The following is a 15,514-nucleotide window of genomic DNA, read 5'->3' as shown; positions in this document are numbered from 1 at the left end:
ATTTTACAAATATATAATTTTGAATGCTAAAAATACAATCCCTAATTATTTTTTAATTCTATTTTAATTAGTGGAAAAAGTGTCTGACACCTGTAAACATCATTGGAATATTGTGCTCGTTGGCAGCCTCAATACTATCCTGATCTTTTACACTTCCACCCGGCTGAATAATCGCCTTGATACCTTCCTGAGCGCAGAAATCTACCACATCACGGAAAGGGAAAAATGCATCTGAAGCCAGTACCAAATCTCCTGAGAATTTTTCTTTTGCCCTTTCGATAGCCTGCTGAGTTGCCCAGATTCTGTTTACCTGACCGCCTCCGATACCGAACGCCTGAATTCCGTTGGAAACTACGATGGCATTAGACTTCACATATTTTACGACTCTCTGAGAGAAAAGTAATGCTTTTTTCTGTTCTTCTGTAGGCTGTACTTCAGTTACCACTTTGATATCGTCTGAGAAGTGCAGGTCATTATCCTGAACAAGGATTCCTCCGTCTACTTTCACCCAGGTCTGTTTGTCTGAAACAGGGTTTACGATTTTGATGATTCTCAGGTTTTTCTTTTTTCTCAAAATTTCAAGGGCTTCTTCATCAAATTCAGGAGCCATTACAATTTCAAGGAAAGTTTTATTTAATTCTTCAGCTGTAGCTGCATCAATCTTATAGTTCATTGCAACAATTCCGCCAAAGATGGAAACCGGATCACATTCGAATGTTTTCTGGTATGTTTCCAATGCTGAAGTTCCGATTGCAACACCACAAGGTGTAGAGTGTTTTACCGCACAACAAGCCATTTCTTCTTTGAACTCAGTGACAACTTTCCAGCAAAGGTCCATATCACGAAGATTGTTGAAAGAAAGTTCTTTCCCTCCAAGCTGCTCGAAGTCTTTCATCGCTCCGTTCTCGAAAGTAGAAACGTAGTAAGCTGCTGTCTGGTGAGGGTTTTCTCCGTATCTTAAGTCAGCCACTTTTTTATAAGAAGCATTCAGATAAGTAGGATATTCTTCATCTAAAAGCATTCTTGAAATTGCAGCATCATACGCAGAGGTAAGGTTGAATACTTTTCCTGCAAGCTTTTTACGGGTTTCGATATATGTATCACCGTTTTGCTCCATTTCAATTTTCACTGCTGCATAATCTTCTACATCAGTGATTACCGTTACAGAATCAAAGTTTTTCGCTGCGGAACGAAGCATTGAAGGACCTCCGATATCGATAAACTCTACTTTTTCATGTAAAGAAATGTCTTTGTTTACATTTTCAAAGAAAGGGTAAAGGTTTACGATCACCATGTCAATCAGACCAATTCCGTGTTCCTGAACGGTTTTCATGTGCTCTTCGTTGTTACGAACAGCCAACAATCCACCGTGAACTTTCGGGTGTAGAGTTTTCACTCTTCCATCCAACATTTCAGGGAAATTGGTTACCTCATCAATCTGAATAGGATTTAAACCAGCGTCTTTCAAATGTTTGAACGTTCCTCCTGTAGAGATCAACTCATAATTCTGAGCTTCCAAAAACTGCGCGAATTCAATTAATCCACTTTTGTCAGAAACACTGATTAAAACTCTCTTTTTACTCATTTTACTTTCAATTTTTTACTTTTTACAGCTATTTCAAACTGTGTCCGGGTCTTTCACCTCCGAACTTACTTTTATTTTACTTAGATTATTTGCTAATGCAGCAATGTATCAGTCTAGCAATGTAACAATACCTTTAACATTGGTAAATTGGTACACTGGTACATTGGTTATATTTATTAATTTCCCAGGACCTTATTGATCGCTATCGGGAATATTTCATATTCAATCTGGTGAACTTTCTGAGCCAGCGTTTCAGGAGTATCCTCAGCGGTTACTTCGAAAGACTTCTGAAGAATAGCTTCTCCTTCATCAATCCCTGGTGTCACAAAATGTACAGTTGCCCCACTTTCTACTTCTTTGGCTTCAATAACTGCATTGTGAACGTTCATCCCCCACATTCCTTTTCCTCCGAATTTCGGAAGTAAAGCAGGATGAATATTGATTATTTTACCATTCCAGCTCTCGCAGAATTCAGATTTTAAGATGGATAAAAATCCTGCCAATACGATTAAATCTGTATTTTCAGGGATTACTTTAGCCAATTCACTGCTGAAATTCTTTCCTCTCGGAATCAGTATGTTTTCTATATTGTGATTCTTTGCTCTTTCCAATCCGAAACATTCTCTGTCTGCCACAACTAAAGTTACTTTTGCATTCTGGATTTCTCCGGAATCAATAGTATCAATGATTCTCTGCAAATTGGTTCCTGAACCGGATACGAGTACAACGATGTTCTTCATATTTCTAATTAGCCCCGATTGCAGCGGCATCCTTTTTTTGAAATGGCTTTGTAAAAAAGCACTGGCAAAAAAGATATAGCGGAAAGCGGGATTAAGCTTCTAAAACTTTAAATTAATTTTCTCTGCTCCTTCAGTGATTTCTCCGATTTCGTAAGCGTCATCTAAAAGGTGCAATACTTTTTCAGCATGTTCAGCATCTACAACGATTACCATTCCTACCCCCATGTTGAATGTTCCGTGCATTTCTTCACGTTTTACTCCCCCCCTTTTTTCAAGCTCAAGCATCACACTAGGAATTCTGATTTTTGTCTCGTCAATAGAAGCACAAAGTCCTTCAGGAATAATTCTTGGAACGTTTTCGTAAAGACCACCTCCTGTGATGTGAGCAATTCCTTCTACTTTTACTTCTTCCAATACTTTGTGAATATCTTTGTAGTATAGTCTTGTAGGAACTAAAAGCGTCTCATATAATGGTTTTCCTTCAAACTCTTCTTCAAAGTTCGGGAATACTTTTCTTACTAAAGAGAATCCGTTTGAGTGGAATCCAGAGCTTGGTAATGCAATAATTTTGTTCCCAGCTTTGATCTTAGAACCGTCAATGATCTGATCTTTTTCTACGATTCCTACACAGAATCCTGCAACATCATAATCTCCAGGCTGGTACATACCAGGCATTTCAGCAGTTTCACCACCAATCAGTGCACAGTTGTTATCCTTACAAGCAGCAACCATTCCTAAAACGATTTCTGCGGCGATTTCTGAATCAAGCTTTCCACAAGCCAGATAATCAAGAAAGAATAAAGGTTTTGCTCCGTGACAAAGAATATCGTTAGCACACATTGCGAAACAATCTACCCCAATAGAATCATATTTTTTAGTATCTAAAGCTACTTTCAGCTTTGTTCCTACTCCATCTGTTCCTGATACAAGAACCGGATTTTTGTATCCACCGATTTCATAGAAAGCACCAAAACTTCCCAAGTGGTTCAGTACATTGGAATTGTGGGTTTCTCCGACCGCTTTTTTGATCTTGTCAACCGTTTTGTATCCTTCTTCTTTGTCTACTCCTGCTGATTTGTAAGTGTTGCTCATGTTTAATAATTTAATAATGTAACAATATATCAGTTTAGCAATGTAACAATAGCTTCACTTTGGAAACCGGAGAATTGGTAAACTGGTACATTAGTATATTGATACATTTTATTTTAATAATTACTTTTATACTCGATTTTAGAAAACAAAAAAGCCGACAATCTTTTCAGATTATCGGCCGTTATTTTATCTCAGAATTTCAGAGCCCACAACTTTCCCTTTATGAGAAAAACATTGATTATAGGAGGTCTGAATTTTCATCTCTTTTCTTTTTGCAAAAATAGTAATTTTAAATGAATATTCAAATTCTATTTTTCAAGGATTGTTTCAATGGCTGCAATCTTCTTAATTTTTTCTTTTAACTCGCTGTCTTTCTCTTCATTAGAAATTTTATGAGCGGCTTTATCAAAGTTATCATTAAAGAAAGGAAGTGAAAAAGTTTCCACCACATTTCCTCCGTGGAAAGGGAAACGCTTTGATGCTGCTTCCAAAACACCTGCTCCACCTCTACCGCCCGGAGATGTAGACATCAATAGCATAGGTACTTCGTTCCAAACGGTTCTGTCTTTGATTCTGGATACCCAGTCGAACACATTTTTAAATGCTGTAGAATAGGTTCCGTTGTGCTCTCCTAAAGAAACCAACAATAGGTTTGCACCATCAATTTTTGCTGCAAAATCATGAGCTTCCTGAGGAACACCGCCTGCTAATTCTCTTTCATGTTTATAGATGGGCATTTCGAAAGGATTCAAATCGATCACTTCTACGTCTGCATTTTCAAATAATGTTGATGCATACGCTACCAACTGTTTGTTCATTGAAGCTTCTGAATTACTTCCTGCTATTGCTAAAATTTTCATAGGTGAGGTTTATTTTTAAGATTACAAATTTAGTTTTTTATTTAAGATAAGAAGGCAGTTCCATTGGGACTTCCATTAATAATACTTCGGTGTCTTCTACGGCTTCAATATTAAAGCTCTGTGTATCCCAGATTCCTAATCCGTCTCTTTCATTCAGAACACGGTCTCCGATTTTCGCACTTCCTTTTAACACAAATGCATACACTCCGTTTCCTTTTTTGTTAAGCATATAATTTTTGCCATTTCCTTTTTTAAAGTTCGCCAGATTGAACCATGCATCCTGATGAATCCAAACTCCGTCATCATTTTTATTGGGAGATAAGATCTGCTGGAATCCGTTGATCTTTTCTCCTTCTTTGATACTTTTCTGATCGTATCTCGGTTCAACATTCTGTTCTTTTGGGAACACCCAGATCTGAAGAAATTTCACTTCCTCATCTTTATTTTTATTGTATTCGCTGTGCATCACACCGGTTCCGGCACTCATCACCTGAATTTCTCCTTTTCTGATCACCGCAGTGGTTCCCATTGAATCTTTATGCTCCAAATCACCTTCCAAAGGAATGGATATAATTTCCATATCTCTGTGCGGGTGTGTTCCGAAGCCCATTCCCTGCGAAACGGTATCATCGTTCAATACTCTTAAAACGCCAAAGTTTGTTCTCTCTCTGTTTTGATAGTTGGCAAAACTGAATGTATGATATGAATTTAACCATCCGTGGTTGGCATGGCCTCTTGAATCTGCTTTATGATATACTGTTTTCATTTTCTGTGATTATTTATAGTACAAATGTACGGGATGTGAGCGTTTAAAAAGTTGATGTAGGTTAAGAAAGGAAATTGAAGAAGTAAAAAGGGTGAAAAAGTGAAAATATAGGCTAAGTTGGATTACGCAAAGACGCGATTTTTTTTACATTTGATATGTTTTTAGGGCGCAAGGATTTTACCTGCGATAAAATTTTATACTGGATATTTTTTCTTCCAATGATTGAACTGATTATATAAATAAGTGCAAACATCAGCGTCATCTGTATAATCTGCGAGACATTATAATATTCTAATCATCAAAAAAGCACAAAAAAATGCATTTAGGTCTGAGTTTTGGCTAAAGCCAGATTGATGAATGTTTAAAGAGAAAACGGGCTAAAGCCCGTTTCTATTGAATTTTGTTATGTTTTTTATATTTAAGTTAAAGTTTACGGCACAACTAACTTCTAACCTCTAACTTCTAGTTTCCAATTTAAAAATGCACCTGCTTGATTTCCTCTTCAATTTCCTTTGGAGTCTCATCTTCAGATTTCACAAAAATCATGGTCACTACAGCCCCAATCAGCATGCAAACACCTCCTACAACCACATAATCCATAGCCTGTTTTCCAAAAACACCACTTACGACAGGACCTCCGAATAAACCATTGATGATCTGAGGAATCACAATAAAGAAATTGAATATTCCCATATAAACTCCCATTTTTCTTTGTGGAATCACCTCAATAAGCATTGCATAAGGCATTGCCAGAATACTTGCCCAGGCAAAACCTAATCCGATCATTGAGATCCATAAATTGTTGACATCTTTAATGAAATACATGGAAACCAATCCCAAACCTCCACATAATAACGCTAAGGCATGAGTCTGTTTTTTACCAATCAGTTTAGCAATAGGTGTTAATAGAAATGCAAACGGAATTGCCCAGAGATTATACATTCCGAAAAGTTTTCCGGTAAGATCACCTGCATCATTAAATGCTTTGGAATGGGTATCTTCCGGAGAAAGTCCGAAATGATGTGTCGCCAATGCACTGGTGGTAAATACCCACATGGTAAACAGTGCAAACCATGAGAAAAACTGAACAATTCCCAGCTTTTTCATCTGCGCAGGAATCGCAGCAAAATCTTTGAAAATATCTGAAAACTTAGAATTATGTTGTTCTCCTTCTTTTCCATCTTCAAAATCAGCAAATTCCTGCGGGGAATATTCTCTGGTTGTCATGATGGTGTATAGAATTGATATGATAAGCAATCCCGCGCCAATATAAAAAGAGTAAATAACATTATCCGCAACAAATCCTTCTGGAGCTACATTGGAAATTCCCATTTTCGTTAACCAATCCGGCAGATAAGAACCTAGTACCGCACCGATTCCGATCAGAATTGTTTGCACAGAAAATCCTATCGTACCTTGATGTTTGGGAAGCATATCTCCTACCAAAGCTCTGAATGGCTCCATTGCAATATTCACTGAAGCATCCATCATGGCAAGGAATATTACCGCTAACAAAAGCGCATTGGCCGCAAACATCTGAGTAACGGAAGCAGCATTTGGAAGGAGAACCAATCCTATGGCACACAAAACAGCTCCAATCAGGAAATAAGGTTTTCTTCTTCCCAACGGACTCCAGGTATTGTCGCCCATGTGGCCGATAATAGGCTGAACAATCAGACCTGTAATGGGAGCTACCAGCCAGAACCATGATAATTCGTGAACATCTGCTCCTAAATTCCCAAGAATACGGCTTGCATTCCCATTTTGTAATCCGAATGCCATCTGAATTCCCAGAAATCCCATGCTCATATTAATAATCTGGAGCATTGATAAGTCTGGCTTTTTTCTTTTCCCGACTGCCCCGGTATCATATTTCCCCATCATTATTGCCATTATGACTTTAGTTTTTGAATTAATGCATCTTCGATAGGTGCTTTTTCTGTAACTACTTTATCTACCACCTCATTAGGCACTGTCACAGAAAGAACATATTGCTTAACCTTCCAGCTTCCATTGATTTTTTCTACAACACCGGAGCCTCTGCAGATCTTCATCTGGGTATCCAGTAATTCATCAAACCATGCCAGTTTTCCGTCTTTGCTGAAGTAAATATTTCTTTTAAGGGCTTTAAAATTCCAGGTTTTCTTTTTGTCGAAATGAGGTTTTGCCCATACCATAAATGCTTTTTTATCCCAGATTTCGGTAGCGTCTGTTCCGATGAAGGTAGATTCATCTGCAAAGAGATTGAAATAGGCATTGTAATCTGCTTTTGCCGCCGTTGCATTGAAAGTATCAAGCATCGCACTGATTTCCGATTTTTCTTTCTCAAAAGTATTTTTTGACTGTGCAGTAAATAAAGAGAATCCCAGTAAAAAAAGGAGTAAGGTATAAGCAGTCGTTAGTTTTTTCATAGGTAATTATTATTTTTCTAGTTCAATGATCAATGGAGTTTTTGCAGGAATATTTATACTGTTTTGTAATGAAATTTCTTTGCCTGAAATAATTTCTTTTCCTTTTGTATATCCATTCAGTGATTCTGCAAACCGTTTCAAATCTAACGGCTGATCTTTTTCATTATTGTTGATCACTACCATTACACTTTCTTTTTCATTATATCGGAAATATACAAAAACACCATCCTGAGGAACGAAATTTTTAGTTTTCCCATGATGAATCACCTCTTTGCCTTTTCTCCAGTTCAGTAGTTTTTGGGTAAACTGAAAAAATTCTTTCTGCTCCGGAGTCTGAGTAGATGGATTGAAAGCGTTTTGTTGATCAGATTTCCATCCTCCCGGAAAATCTCTGCGGATATCGGCATCACCTCCTGCTTTTTTATCGCCTCTCATTCCTATTTCAGATCCGTAATAAATCTGCGGAATTCCTCTTACTGTGGAAATCAGAGTAAGTGCTATTTTATAGGCATCAGGATTTGCATTAAAGATTTCGTTCCATCTTTCTGTATCATGATTTTCAAAGAAAACAAGGGTATTATTGATATCCGGATAAAGGAAATCGCTGGTAAAAGAATCGTAAATACGGATCATTCCTTTATCCCAGCTTTCTTTTTCTTTAAGGGCTTTAGGCATATTTTCAAACAGCATAAAATCCATTACAGAAGGTAAATTTGAGTTGTATCCTTCTATTTCTCCTATTTTCGAATTTTTCTGCCATGCTGCAATTTGTGCTGCTGTATAAAGCCAGGTTTCTCCTACAATATTGAATTTCGGATATTCATCGGTAATCGCTTTGGCCCACTTTGCCATGGCGTCTTTATCATTGTAAGGATAGGTATCTACACGAAATCCTCCCAGTTCTGCATATTCTATCCACCAGATGGCATTTTGTATGAGATATTTCAGAACCAATGGATTTTTTTGGTTGATATCCGGCATTGTAGTATCAAACCATCCATCCAGGGCATATTTTTTATCAATATCGGAAGCATTGGTATCAAACTGCGTTGTCGTTTTATAGTTGGAACGTTTAAATCCTTTCTCTCCTTCATCAAACCAATGGATCCAGTCTTTGGAAGGAAGATCTTTAATCATCCAGTGTGAGCCGCCCCAGTGATTCGTCACATAATCCATCACCAACATCATCTTTCGTTTATTCAATTCCTGAGATAATGTTTTATACTCTTCATTGGTACCGTAGCGGGCATCAATTTTATACAGATCGGTCTGAGCATAACCGTGGTAGGAGTACACTTTTTCGTTATCTTCATTCACGGGAGTCAGCCAGACTGCCGTAGCTCCCAGATTCTGAATATAATCAAGGTTATTGATAATCCCGCGGAGATCTCCGCCATGTCGCCCATTTGGAAGACTGCGATTTGCTTTTTCGGTAAGCTCCGGTCTTGAATCATTCTTCTCATCACCATTGGCAAAACGGTCCGGCATGATAAGATACATCATATCTTTTGAAGTAAAAGACCCGCGGTTGGCAGATCCCGGATTTCTTTGCTTTAATTCATAAGTGTATGAACCAAGATTCTTTTTACCTTTTTTAATATTGATAGCAAACTTCGGAACGTTTATTTCGTTGGTATTGACTGTAATAAAAACATAGTTAGGATTATCTACTTTCCTGATGTCTTTGATCTGTATGCCATCAGAAAGCGTAATCTCGTTATTAGCCACTTCTTTTCCGTATACAAGAATCTGAAGTTCAGGATTTTTCATTCCCTTCCACCAGAAAGCCGGCTCTACTCTTTCCAGATTTTTCTGGGAAAAAGCAAAAGAAGCTATCGAAAGGGCGAATGCTGCATATATTGTCTTCATATTAGTGTTCAATTTAGCATTAAATTTTTATATATACATCCAAAAATACAAGAGAAAGTCTTTTTTTTGCGCTCATTTTATATAAAATAACACTTATTTGAGATTTGCTAACGAATACTTAAATTTTTCACAAAAAATTCATGCATAAAATTAATTTCCCATGCTTTTTATGTTTAGTTTTATAGAAAAAATGTTGGATTTCAGCAATATGTTCAAAACTGAAGGACCGGATGTTGTTTACACATGGACCATCCCTGTGTTTGCTGCTATTATTTTCTTAGAAATGGCATACAGCCACTTTAATAAGGAGAAAATTTATGAAACTAAAGATGTTGCAACCAACGTTCTTTTTGCATTGCTTAATTATGGTTTAGACATCATTATGAAAGGTTTTTCCTTATTCGTTATGATGTTTTTTTACCAGCACCGTCTTTTCGACTGGCAGGAAGGAATATGGTATTGGATTGCCGTATTTCTGGCTCAGGACTTTGCTTATTACGTCCATCATTATGTAGATCATCATTCACGTGTTTTCTGGGCGGTGCATATTACGCATCATAATTCTGATTATTTCAATATCAGCACTGGATTCAGAAGTCCTGTATTTCAGCCGTTGTACAGGTATTTATTTTTCTCTCCATTAGCTTTCATGGGTTTTCATCCGTGGCATATTCTGGTAGCCTACTCTTCTATACAGATTTATGGCACGTTTGTACACACTCAATCCATTAAAAGTATGGGATTTTTAGAATATATCCTGGTGACTCCTTCTCATCACAGGGTACATCATGCCTGCAATATCAAATATCTGGACCGAAATATGGGAATGGGACTGATTATCTGGGATAAGATTTTTGGAACTTTTGAAAAAGAAGATCCTGAAGTTCCTGTAAAATATGGAGTTTATCCTAAAATAAAATCCAAAGATCCTGCAACGATGCTTTTCTATGAATGGAGAAGAATAGGAAAAGATATCAGACAACCGGGAATCTCTTTTAAAGACCGCCTAAAATATCTTTTTTATTCGCCAGGATGGAGACATGACGGAACTGGAAAAACCGTCAAACAGTATCAGAAAGAATATAAAGAGAGAGTAAAAACTCCTGTTAAAGTAGAGAAAAAACTATTAGAATCTGAAAATCAATATTCCCAACTGATTCAACAGGCAGAGGATAAATAAAAATACCCCGGCCATCGAAAATTCGATAAACCGGGGCACCTTAGTGTCTCTTTACAATTATTTTACTGGTTTAATTGAAATTGCGAAACCGCCACTTCTAACCATTTTAAAATTAATTTTCGACTTACTTGTAATCTCTTTTTTGTAGATGTTATAGCTTTGAGGATTATCGATATAATCAGCATCTTTTCCATCTTCATAGATGGTTGCTTCATATTTTTTTCCTTTGTCCAAGAAAGAGAAGTCTACGGTATACTCACGTTTGTTTTCATCGGTAATACCTCCTACAAACCAGTTTTCAGTACCTTTTGCTTTTCTTGCTGTAACCACATAATCACCAGGCTCAGCAGCTAAGATTTTTGTATCATCCCAATCTGCAGCTACATCCTTAATAAACTGGAATGCATCCATATGCTTTTTGTAGTTTTCAGGAAGATCCGCAGCCATCTGAAGCGGCATATACATGGTTACATAAAGCGCTAACTGTTTTACCAGAGTAGTTTTTACAAAACGGTTGTCTCCAGGGAAATAATAGTCAAGTTTTGTCTGGAAAATTCCCGGCGTGTAGTCCATAGAACCTCCCATCCATCTTGTAAACGGAAGAACCGTCTGATGATCCGGTTTATTTCCTCCAAACGCTTCATATTCCGTTCCACGTGCTGCTTCTGCAGAGATGTAGTTCGGATACGTACGGCTTTCTCCTGTAGGACGTACGGATTCGTGAGAATTCACCATGATTTTATAGTCGTTTGCTTTTTCTGCAATTCTATAATAATGGTTGATGGTCCATTGAGAATAGTGATGTTCTCCTCTAGGAATGATATCTCCTACATATCCGGTTTTCACGGCATCATAGCCATATTTGTTCATCGTTTGGAACGCTTTATCCGCCCATCTTTCATAGTTCGTAGCAGAACCTGAAGTTTCGTGGTGCATGATCAGCTTGATTCCTTTTGAATGTGCATATTCATTCAACATCTTAATGTCAAAATCCGGGTAAGGGGTAATGAAATCGAAAACAAATTCTTTAGAATGTCCGAACCAGTCTTCCCAACCGATGTTCCATCCTTCGATCAACAATCCCTGGAATCCGTTTTCTGCAGCAAAGTCAATATATTCTTTAACTTTTGTATTGTTAGCAGCATGTTTTCCGTTTGGAGTTAATTTCGCGAAGTCTGTTTTACCCAAGTGAACATTTTCAGCAGTAGAATAAGCCCACTGTGATTTTCCGATAATCATTTCCCACCAGACTCCCATGTATTTTGTTGGGTGAATGTAAGAAGTATCGGTGTACTTTGTAGGCTCATTAAGGTTGAAGATCATTTTAGAATCCATCACCTGTTCTGCTTTCGGCGCTACAATAATCGTTCTCCAAGGCGTTACTGAAGGAGTCTGAATGTATCCTTTTGCCCCTTGCCTGTCGGCAGTTAAATGCGTTTTGAATTTAAAATTCTGTGCATCTACCTCAAGGTGTGAAGCTGGATAATCTAATACGGCAGCTTCAGCAACGTTGATATATAAAGGTTCCTTTCCTTCTTTTTTAAGCATCAACGGAGACTGCACTGCATTTTTCACCAATGACTGTGAAGCGTTTGCATCGTATGCTTTATCCCATTTTGAAGGGATTTCAGATACTTTTGTTTCCTGATACTGATATTCCTGAGAGTCATAATCTGCGACCATCCACCATGCTTTCATATCGGTAGGGAAATCGATTTCAGAATCTTCTTCTCTGATGACAAAATAATTAAGGTTTTTCTGTTGTGGGAATTCATATCTGAAACCAAGACCATCATTAAATAGTCTGAATTTCACTACAATGCTTCTGTCTGTAGAAGCCTGATTCAGGGTAACCGCCAGTTCATTGTAATGGTTGATATAATTTTTCTTTTCTCCTAAAACCGGCTGCCAGGTTTCATTTTTGGAGTCTCTTTTTTCATCTGTCTTCGCAAAACCGTTGTTCAGATCGTATTTTGCATCTTCTGGTTTGGCAATCTCAGAAGCGAATTTTATGGCTGTGTCTTTAAATAATCTCAATCCCAATTTAGAATCTTCCACTACTAATGCACCATTGTATTTCAGGTTGTAGTAAGGCACTCCTTCTTTCAACTGGAAATTCATTTCAAATTTCCCATCCGGAGATTTTAAAGATTGGGCTTTCACACCTGTAAACATCATTGAGAGCAAAAGTGCTCCAACTGTAATTTTCTTCATAATGACTATTTATTAACTTAAAAAATAAAGTGCTGCGGTAAAGCAGCACTTTGCTTTATTTGAGTTTGATTTCTAATTTAGTTTGATTTCTAATTGTTTTTTAAAATATTGGAATTGCCGAATATTCCGCAGTTATATCGTTGAAATATACGTCATACTTAAAGGTTTCACTTACCGGAATATTTCCTCCACTGAGCTCAGCTACACCAAAAAACTCCTGAGCTTTCCCCCAGTTTGTTCCCCAATCATGATTTGCTCGGAACTTGAACTCACCTGAATTCAGAGTAACATTTTTCTTAACCCAAATGTGAGAATCAAAAGTTGACTTCTGTAAATCCAGATCTGTATTCCAATCTCCTGATGCTGTTCCAATCATTGAAATCGTATTATAGGTAACGGTTGGAGATCCAATTGAAGTAAAGGTATATACTAAAGTATTGGTATCAACTGTCAATTTATAATATCCAGCAGCAGAGACAGAAATATTTCCTGAAGAACCGCTTGTACTTAATGTACCTGAAATACCACCCATTCCATATTGAGTATTCCAGGATCCTGGAGTTTTAATCATTTTAAAACCGCCTTGTGCAAAATATCCGGTATAAGAATAAACTCCTGCTGCAGCTGTTTTTTGTAATGGAAGAAACTTCGTATTTGTATCTGTATTATCCCATCCTGCCGCTGTAGCATCCCCAATCAGATATAGATCACTATAATTATAAACCGGGCCTAAAAGATAGGGTGTTACTGTTAAGATATTCACATCAGAATAGAAAGGTGCAGCACCAACCAAAGTTCTTAGCCGAACTTCAATCTCAGCAGCTACATTAGTAGCAGCCCCAAGGCCTAATGCTATATTATTAAGCTGTTTATTAGTAAAGCTTAGAGGTGAAGTTGTCACTTCCATAGTAGAAGCATCCTTAAAATTTTTCCCTTTTATTGCAAATTGCAATTGTTGTGTATAAACTACAGGTACGTCAAAGGTTGATTTATTCCAAGTGATATTTAGAGCTACATTGTCAGGATTAGCCTTATCTAAAACAATAGCTGTCTTATCTGGTGTAATCTTACTTTTTACAGTTTCTGTAATAATTACCTGGTCTTCGTCTTTTTCACAGGAAAAAACTATAAGTCCAGTAAAAACCAGGGCTAATATTTTGAATAAATTTTTCATTTTAATTTAATAGTGTTTTTAATTAATAGCCAGGATTCTGAATCAGATTAGGGTTAGCAACGATGTCGTTAGCAGGAATTGGAAATAAGTTTCTATAATCTTCAACTGATTTACCATCTTTTACACCACCTTTCCAAGGCCACAGATATGAAGCTGAAGTAAACTTACCATAACGAATCAGATCGGTTCTTCTCGTTGCTTCCCATGACATTTCTCTAGATCTTTCATCTAAGAAAAAATCGGTATTAACTGAAGCAACAGCAACTCCTCCTGCTCTCGTTCTTAAGGCATTTACATATCCTAATGCAGTGGCTGCATCTCCTCCTGATCCACCTCTTGAAACGGCTTCACCATACATAAGATAGATATCTGCCAAGCGGTATAAAGGAATATCCGCATCAACAAAATTACCTGATGCATCTGACCCAGGGGCACCATTAGAAAACTTTATGTTTTTATATTTAATAAATGCATAACCATCTGTAAATGTTGATACATTATTTATTTCTAAATTTTGACCATTTGTATAGAAATTTCCTCTTTTGTCGCTTGGGGAACCAGCAAATAGATTAACAAAAGATTTTGTAGTTCTTATACCACCCCAACCTCCATTGATTCCGAACTGGGAAGCAGGCATCGAACCTCCTACTGCAGCGTGTACCATAAAAGTTGAACCTCCGTAAGTTTTTGTACTTGTACCGTCGTAGTTTACTGATAAAATAACTTCAGGATTATTCACATTATTATCTGCCATAAATAATGATGAATAGTTTGATTTTAATGAATATCCTGCGTTTATTACTTTATTACAGTAGGTAATACAATCTGTATATCTCGCTGTACCTGTATAAACTTGCGCATTCAAATATAATCTCGCTAATAAAGACCAGGCAGCAGCTTTATCTGCTCTACCGTATTCATTACTTCTTGCATCTTTAAGATCATTTGCACAGGCTAAAAGCTCAGACTCTACATATTTGAATAGTTCTGCTCTAGCAATTCTGGGAGGAGGTGTATTAATAATATCAGTAGTCTCAGTTACCATTGGTACATTTCCAAATAAATCCATTGCATGATAATACGACTGAGCTCTTAGAAAACGAGCTTCTGCATGCATATATTTCGCTTCTGTAAGATTAGTCCCAGTAATTCCGTTTGTAGAAAGTTTTTCGTCAGTCGTATTTTTAATAAATTCATTACTTACAGCAATTACATTGAATATTCTATAGTATATTGCTGCAACAAAAGGATTGGAAGCATTCCAAGTCATATTATGCATATCTGGAAGACCTGAATCAGCCCAAGCAATAACAGCTTCATCTGTTGTTAAAACCTGCATACTGTACATTTGACGAAGATAGTTTGAGAAACCTCCGTCAATTCCACCTATATCAGTATTTCCATCCGCATTATTTTGATCTCCCTGCCCTCCAATTGCCAGTCCTGCATAAATTTTAGCTAAAGCTGGTTTATAATTATTAAAATCTTTGTATAAAACAGTAGATGTTAATCCTAAACTTGGTTCTCTCTCAAGATCTTGTGTACAAGAACCCGCAAAAAATAGAGCCCCTAGAGTAATAGACCCTATAATTATTTTTTTATATAAATATTTATTTTTCATGT

At 37.1% G+C, this 15,514-nt stretch carries 12 protein-coding genes; 1 reads left to right on the top strand and 11 read right to left on the bottom strand.

Annotated elements, in window-relative coordinates:
- Positions 1-67: 67 nt before the first annotated feature.
- The 8 genes from purH to RAH34_RS16720 all read right to left on the bottom strand — a co-directional run bounded on the left by purH (position 68) and on the right by RAH34_RS16720 (position 9,323).
- Positions 68-1,585, bottom strand: coding sequence for a bifunctional phosphoribosylaminoimidazolecarboxamide formyltransferase/IMP cyclohydrolase (gene purH / locus RAH34_RS16755; RefSeq protein WP_114820523.1), 1,518 nt, complete (start codon positions 1,583-1,585; stop codon positions 68-70).
- Positions 1,586-1,761: 176 nt separating this feature from the next.
- On the bottom strand, positions 1,762-2,325 hold the full coding sequence (gene purN, locus RAH34_RS16750; RefSeq protein ID WP_114820661.1) for a phosphoribosylglycinamide formyltransferase: 564 nt from the start codon (positions 2,323-2,325) through the stop codon (positions 1,762-1,764).
- A gap of 99 nt (positions 2,326-2,424) precedes the next feature.
- Positions 2,425-3,417, bottom strand: coding sequence for a phosphoribosylformylglycinamidine cyclo-ligase (gene purM / locus RAH34_RS16745; RefSeq protein ID WP_079241169.1), 993 nt, complete (start codon positions 3,415-3,417; stop codon positions 2,425-2,427).
- Between the two features lie 308 nt (positions 3,418-3,725).
- Positions 3,726-4,277, bottom strand: a complete 552-nt coding sequence (locus RAH34_RS16740; RefSeq protein ID WP_306596876.1) for an NADPH-dependent FMN reductase — start codon at positions 4,275-4,277, stop codon at positions 3,726-3,728.
- A 37-nt stretch (positions 4,278-4,314) separates the two neighbouring features.
- Complete coding sequence (locus RAH34_RS16735; protein WP_114820525.1) at positions 4,315-5,043, bottom strand: pirin family protein; 729 nt, start codon at positions 5,041-5,043, stop codon at positions 4,315-4,317.
- Between the two features lie 474 nt (positions 5,044-5,517).
- Entirely contained in the window at positions 5,518-6,936 is a 1,419-nt protein-coding gene (locus RAH34_RS16730; RefSeq protein WP_306596875.1) for an MFS transporter, read from the bottom strand.
- A complete protein-coding gene (locus RAH34_RS16725; protein ID WP_306596874.1) occupies positions 6,936-7,454 on the bottom strand; it encodes a nuclear transport factor 2 family protein in 519 nt (172 codons plus the stop codon). The genes RAH34_RS16730 and RAH34_RS16725 overlap by 1 nt, the downstream gene beginning before the upstream one ends.
- 9 nt (positions 7,455-7,463) lie before the next feature.
- Positions 7,464-9,323: a glycoside hydrolase family 13 protein gene (locus tag RAH34_RS16720; protein WP_306596873.1), complete on the bottom strand. Its 1,860-nt coding sequence runs from the start codon at positions 9,321-9,323 to the stop codon at positions 7,464-7,466.
- A 190-nt stretch (positions 9,324-9,513) separates the two neighbouring features.
- On the opposite strand from RAH34_RS16720, the gene RAH34_RS16715 reads away from it, so the two are divergent.
- Positions 9,514-10,503 (top strand): sterol desaturase family protein, encoded by a 990-nt coding sequence (locus RAH34_RS16715; protein WP_306596909.1) that lies wholly within the window; start codon positions 9,514-9,516, stop codon positions 10,501-10,503.
- 57 nt (positions 10,504-10,560) lie between these two features.
- On the opposite strand, the gene RAH34_RS16710 is transcribed toward RAH34_RS16715, so the two are convergent.
- The 3 genes from RAH34_RS16710 to RAH34_RS16700 form a co-directional block, all read right to left on the bottom strand.
- Positions 10,561-12,717, bottom strand: coding sequence for a glycoside hydrolase family 97 protein (locus RAH34_RS16710; protein ID WP_114820530.1), 2,157 nt, complete (start codon positions 12,715-12,717; stop codon positions 10,561-10,563).
- Between the two features lie 100 nt (positions 12,718-12,817).
- Positions 12,818-13,891 (bottom strand): SusE domain-containing protein, encoded by a 1,074-nt coding sequence (locus RAH34_RS16705; RefSeq protein ID WP_114820531.1) that lies wholly within the window; start codon positions 13,889-13,891, stop codon positions 12,818-12,820.
- 22 nt (positions 13,892-13,913) lie between these two features.
- Complete coding sequence (locus tag RAH34_RS16700) at positions 13,914-15,512, bottom strand: RagB/SusD family nutrient uptake outer membrane protein (protein ID WP_114820532.1); 1,599 nt, start codon at positions 15,510-15,512, stop codon at positions 13,914-13,916.
- Positions 15,513-15,514 lie beyond the last annotated feature (2 nt).

This window comes from Chryseobacterium sp. WLY505 (genome assembly GCF_030846215.1).
Taxonomy (GTDB): Bacteria; Bacteroidota; Bacteroidia; order Flavobacteriales; family Weeksellaceae; genus Chryseobacterium.
Note: the sequence above shows the minus strand (reverse complement) of the source record. Positions and strands in the feature narration are given on the sequence as shown.

What these genes read in the sequence shown, in the direction of transcription:
- purH (WP_114820523.1), bottom strand. Translation starts at nt 1,585, where the DNA reads ATGAGTAAAAAGAGAGTTTTAATCAGTGTTTCTGACAAAAGTGGATTA.
- purN (WP_114820661.1), bottom strand. Translation starts at nt 2,325, where the DNA reads ATGAAGAACATCGTTGTACTCGTATCCGGTTCAGGAACCAATTTGCAG.
- purM (WP_079241169.1), bottom strand. Translation starts at nt 3,417, where the DNA reads ATGAGCAACACTTACAAATCAGCAGGAGTAGACAAAGAAGAAGGATAC.
- RAH34_RS16740 (WP_306596876.1), bottom strand. Translation starts at nt 4,277, where the DNA reads ATGAAAATTTTAGCAATAGCAGGAAGTAATTCAGAAGCTTCAATGAAC.
- RAH34_RS16735 (WP_114820525.1), bottom strand. Translation starts at nt 5,043, where the DNA reads ATGAAAACAGTATATCATAAAGCAGATTCAAGAGGCCATGCCAACCAC.
- RAH34_RS16730 (WP_306596875.1), bottom strand. Translation starts at nt 6,936, where the DNA reads ATGGCAATAATGATGGGGAAATATGATACCGGGGCAGTCGGGAAAAGA.
- RAH34_RS16725 (WP_306596874.1), bottom strand. Translation starts at nt 7,454, where the DNA reads ATGAAAAAACTAACGACTGCTTATACCTTACTCCTTTTTTTACTGGGA.
- RAH34_RS16720 (WP_306596873.1), bottom strand. Translation starts at nt 9,323, where the DNA reads ATGAAGACAATATATGCAGCATTCGCCCTTTCGATAGCTTCTTTTGCT.
- RAH34_RS16715 (WP_306596909.1), top strand. Translation starts at nt 9,514, where the DNA reads ATGTTGGATTTCAGCAATATGTTCAAAACTGAAGGACCGGATGTTGTT.
- RAH34_RS16710 (WP_114820530.1), bottom strand. Translation starts at nt 12,717, where the DNA reads ATGAAGAAAATTACAGTTGGAGCACTTTTGCTCTCAATGATGTTTACA.
- RAH34_RS16705 (WP_114820531.1), bottom strand. Translation starts at nt 13,891, where the DNA reads ATGAAAAATTTATTCAAAATATTAGCCCTGGTTTTTACTGGACTTATA.
- RAH34_RS16700 (WP_114820532.1), bottom strand. Translation starts at nt 15,512, where the DNA reads ATGAAAAATAAATATTTATATAAAAAAATAATTATAGGGTCTATTACT.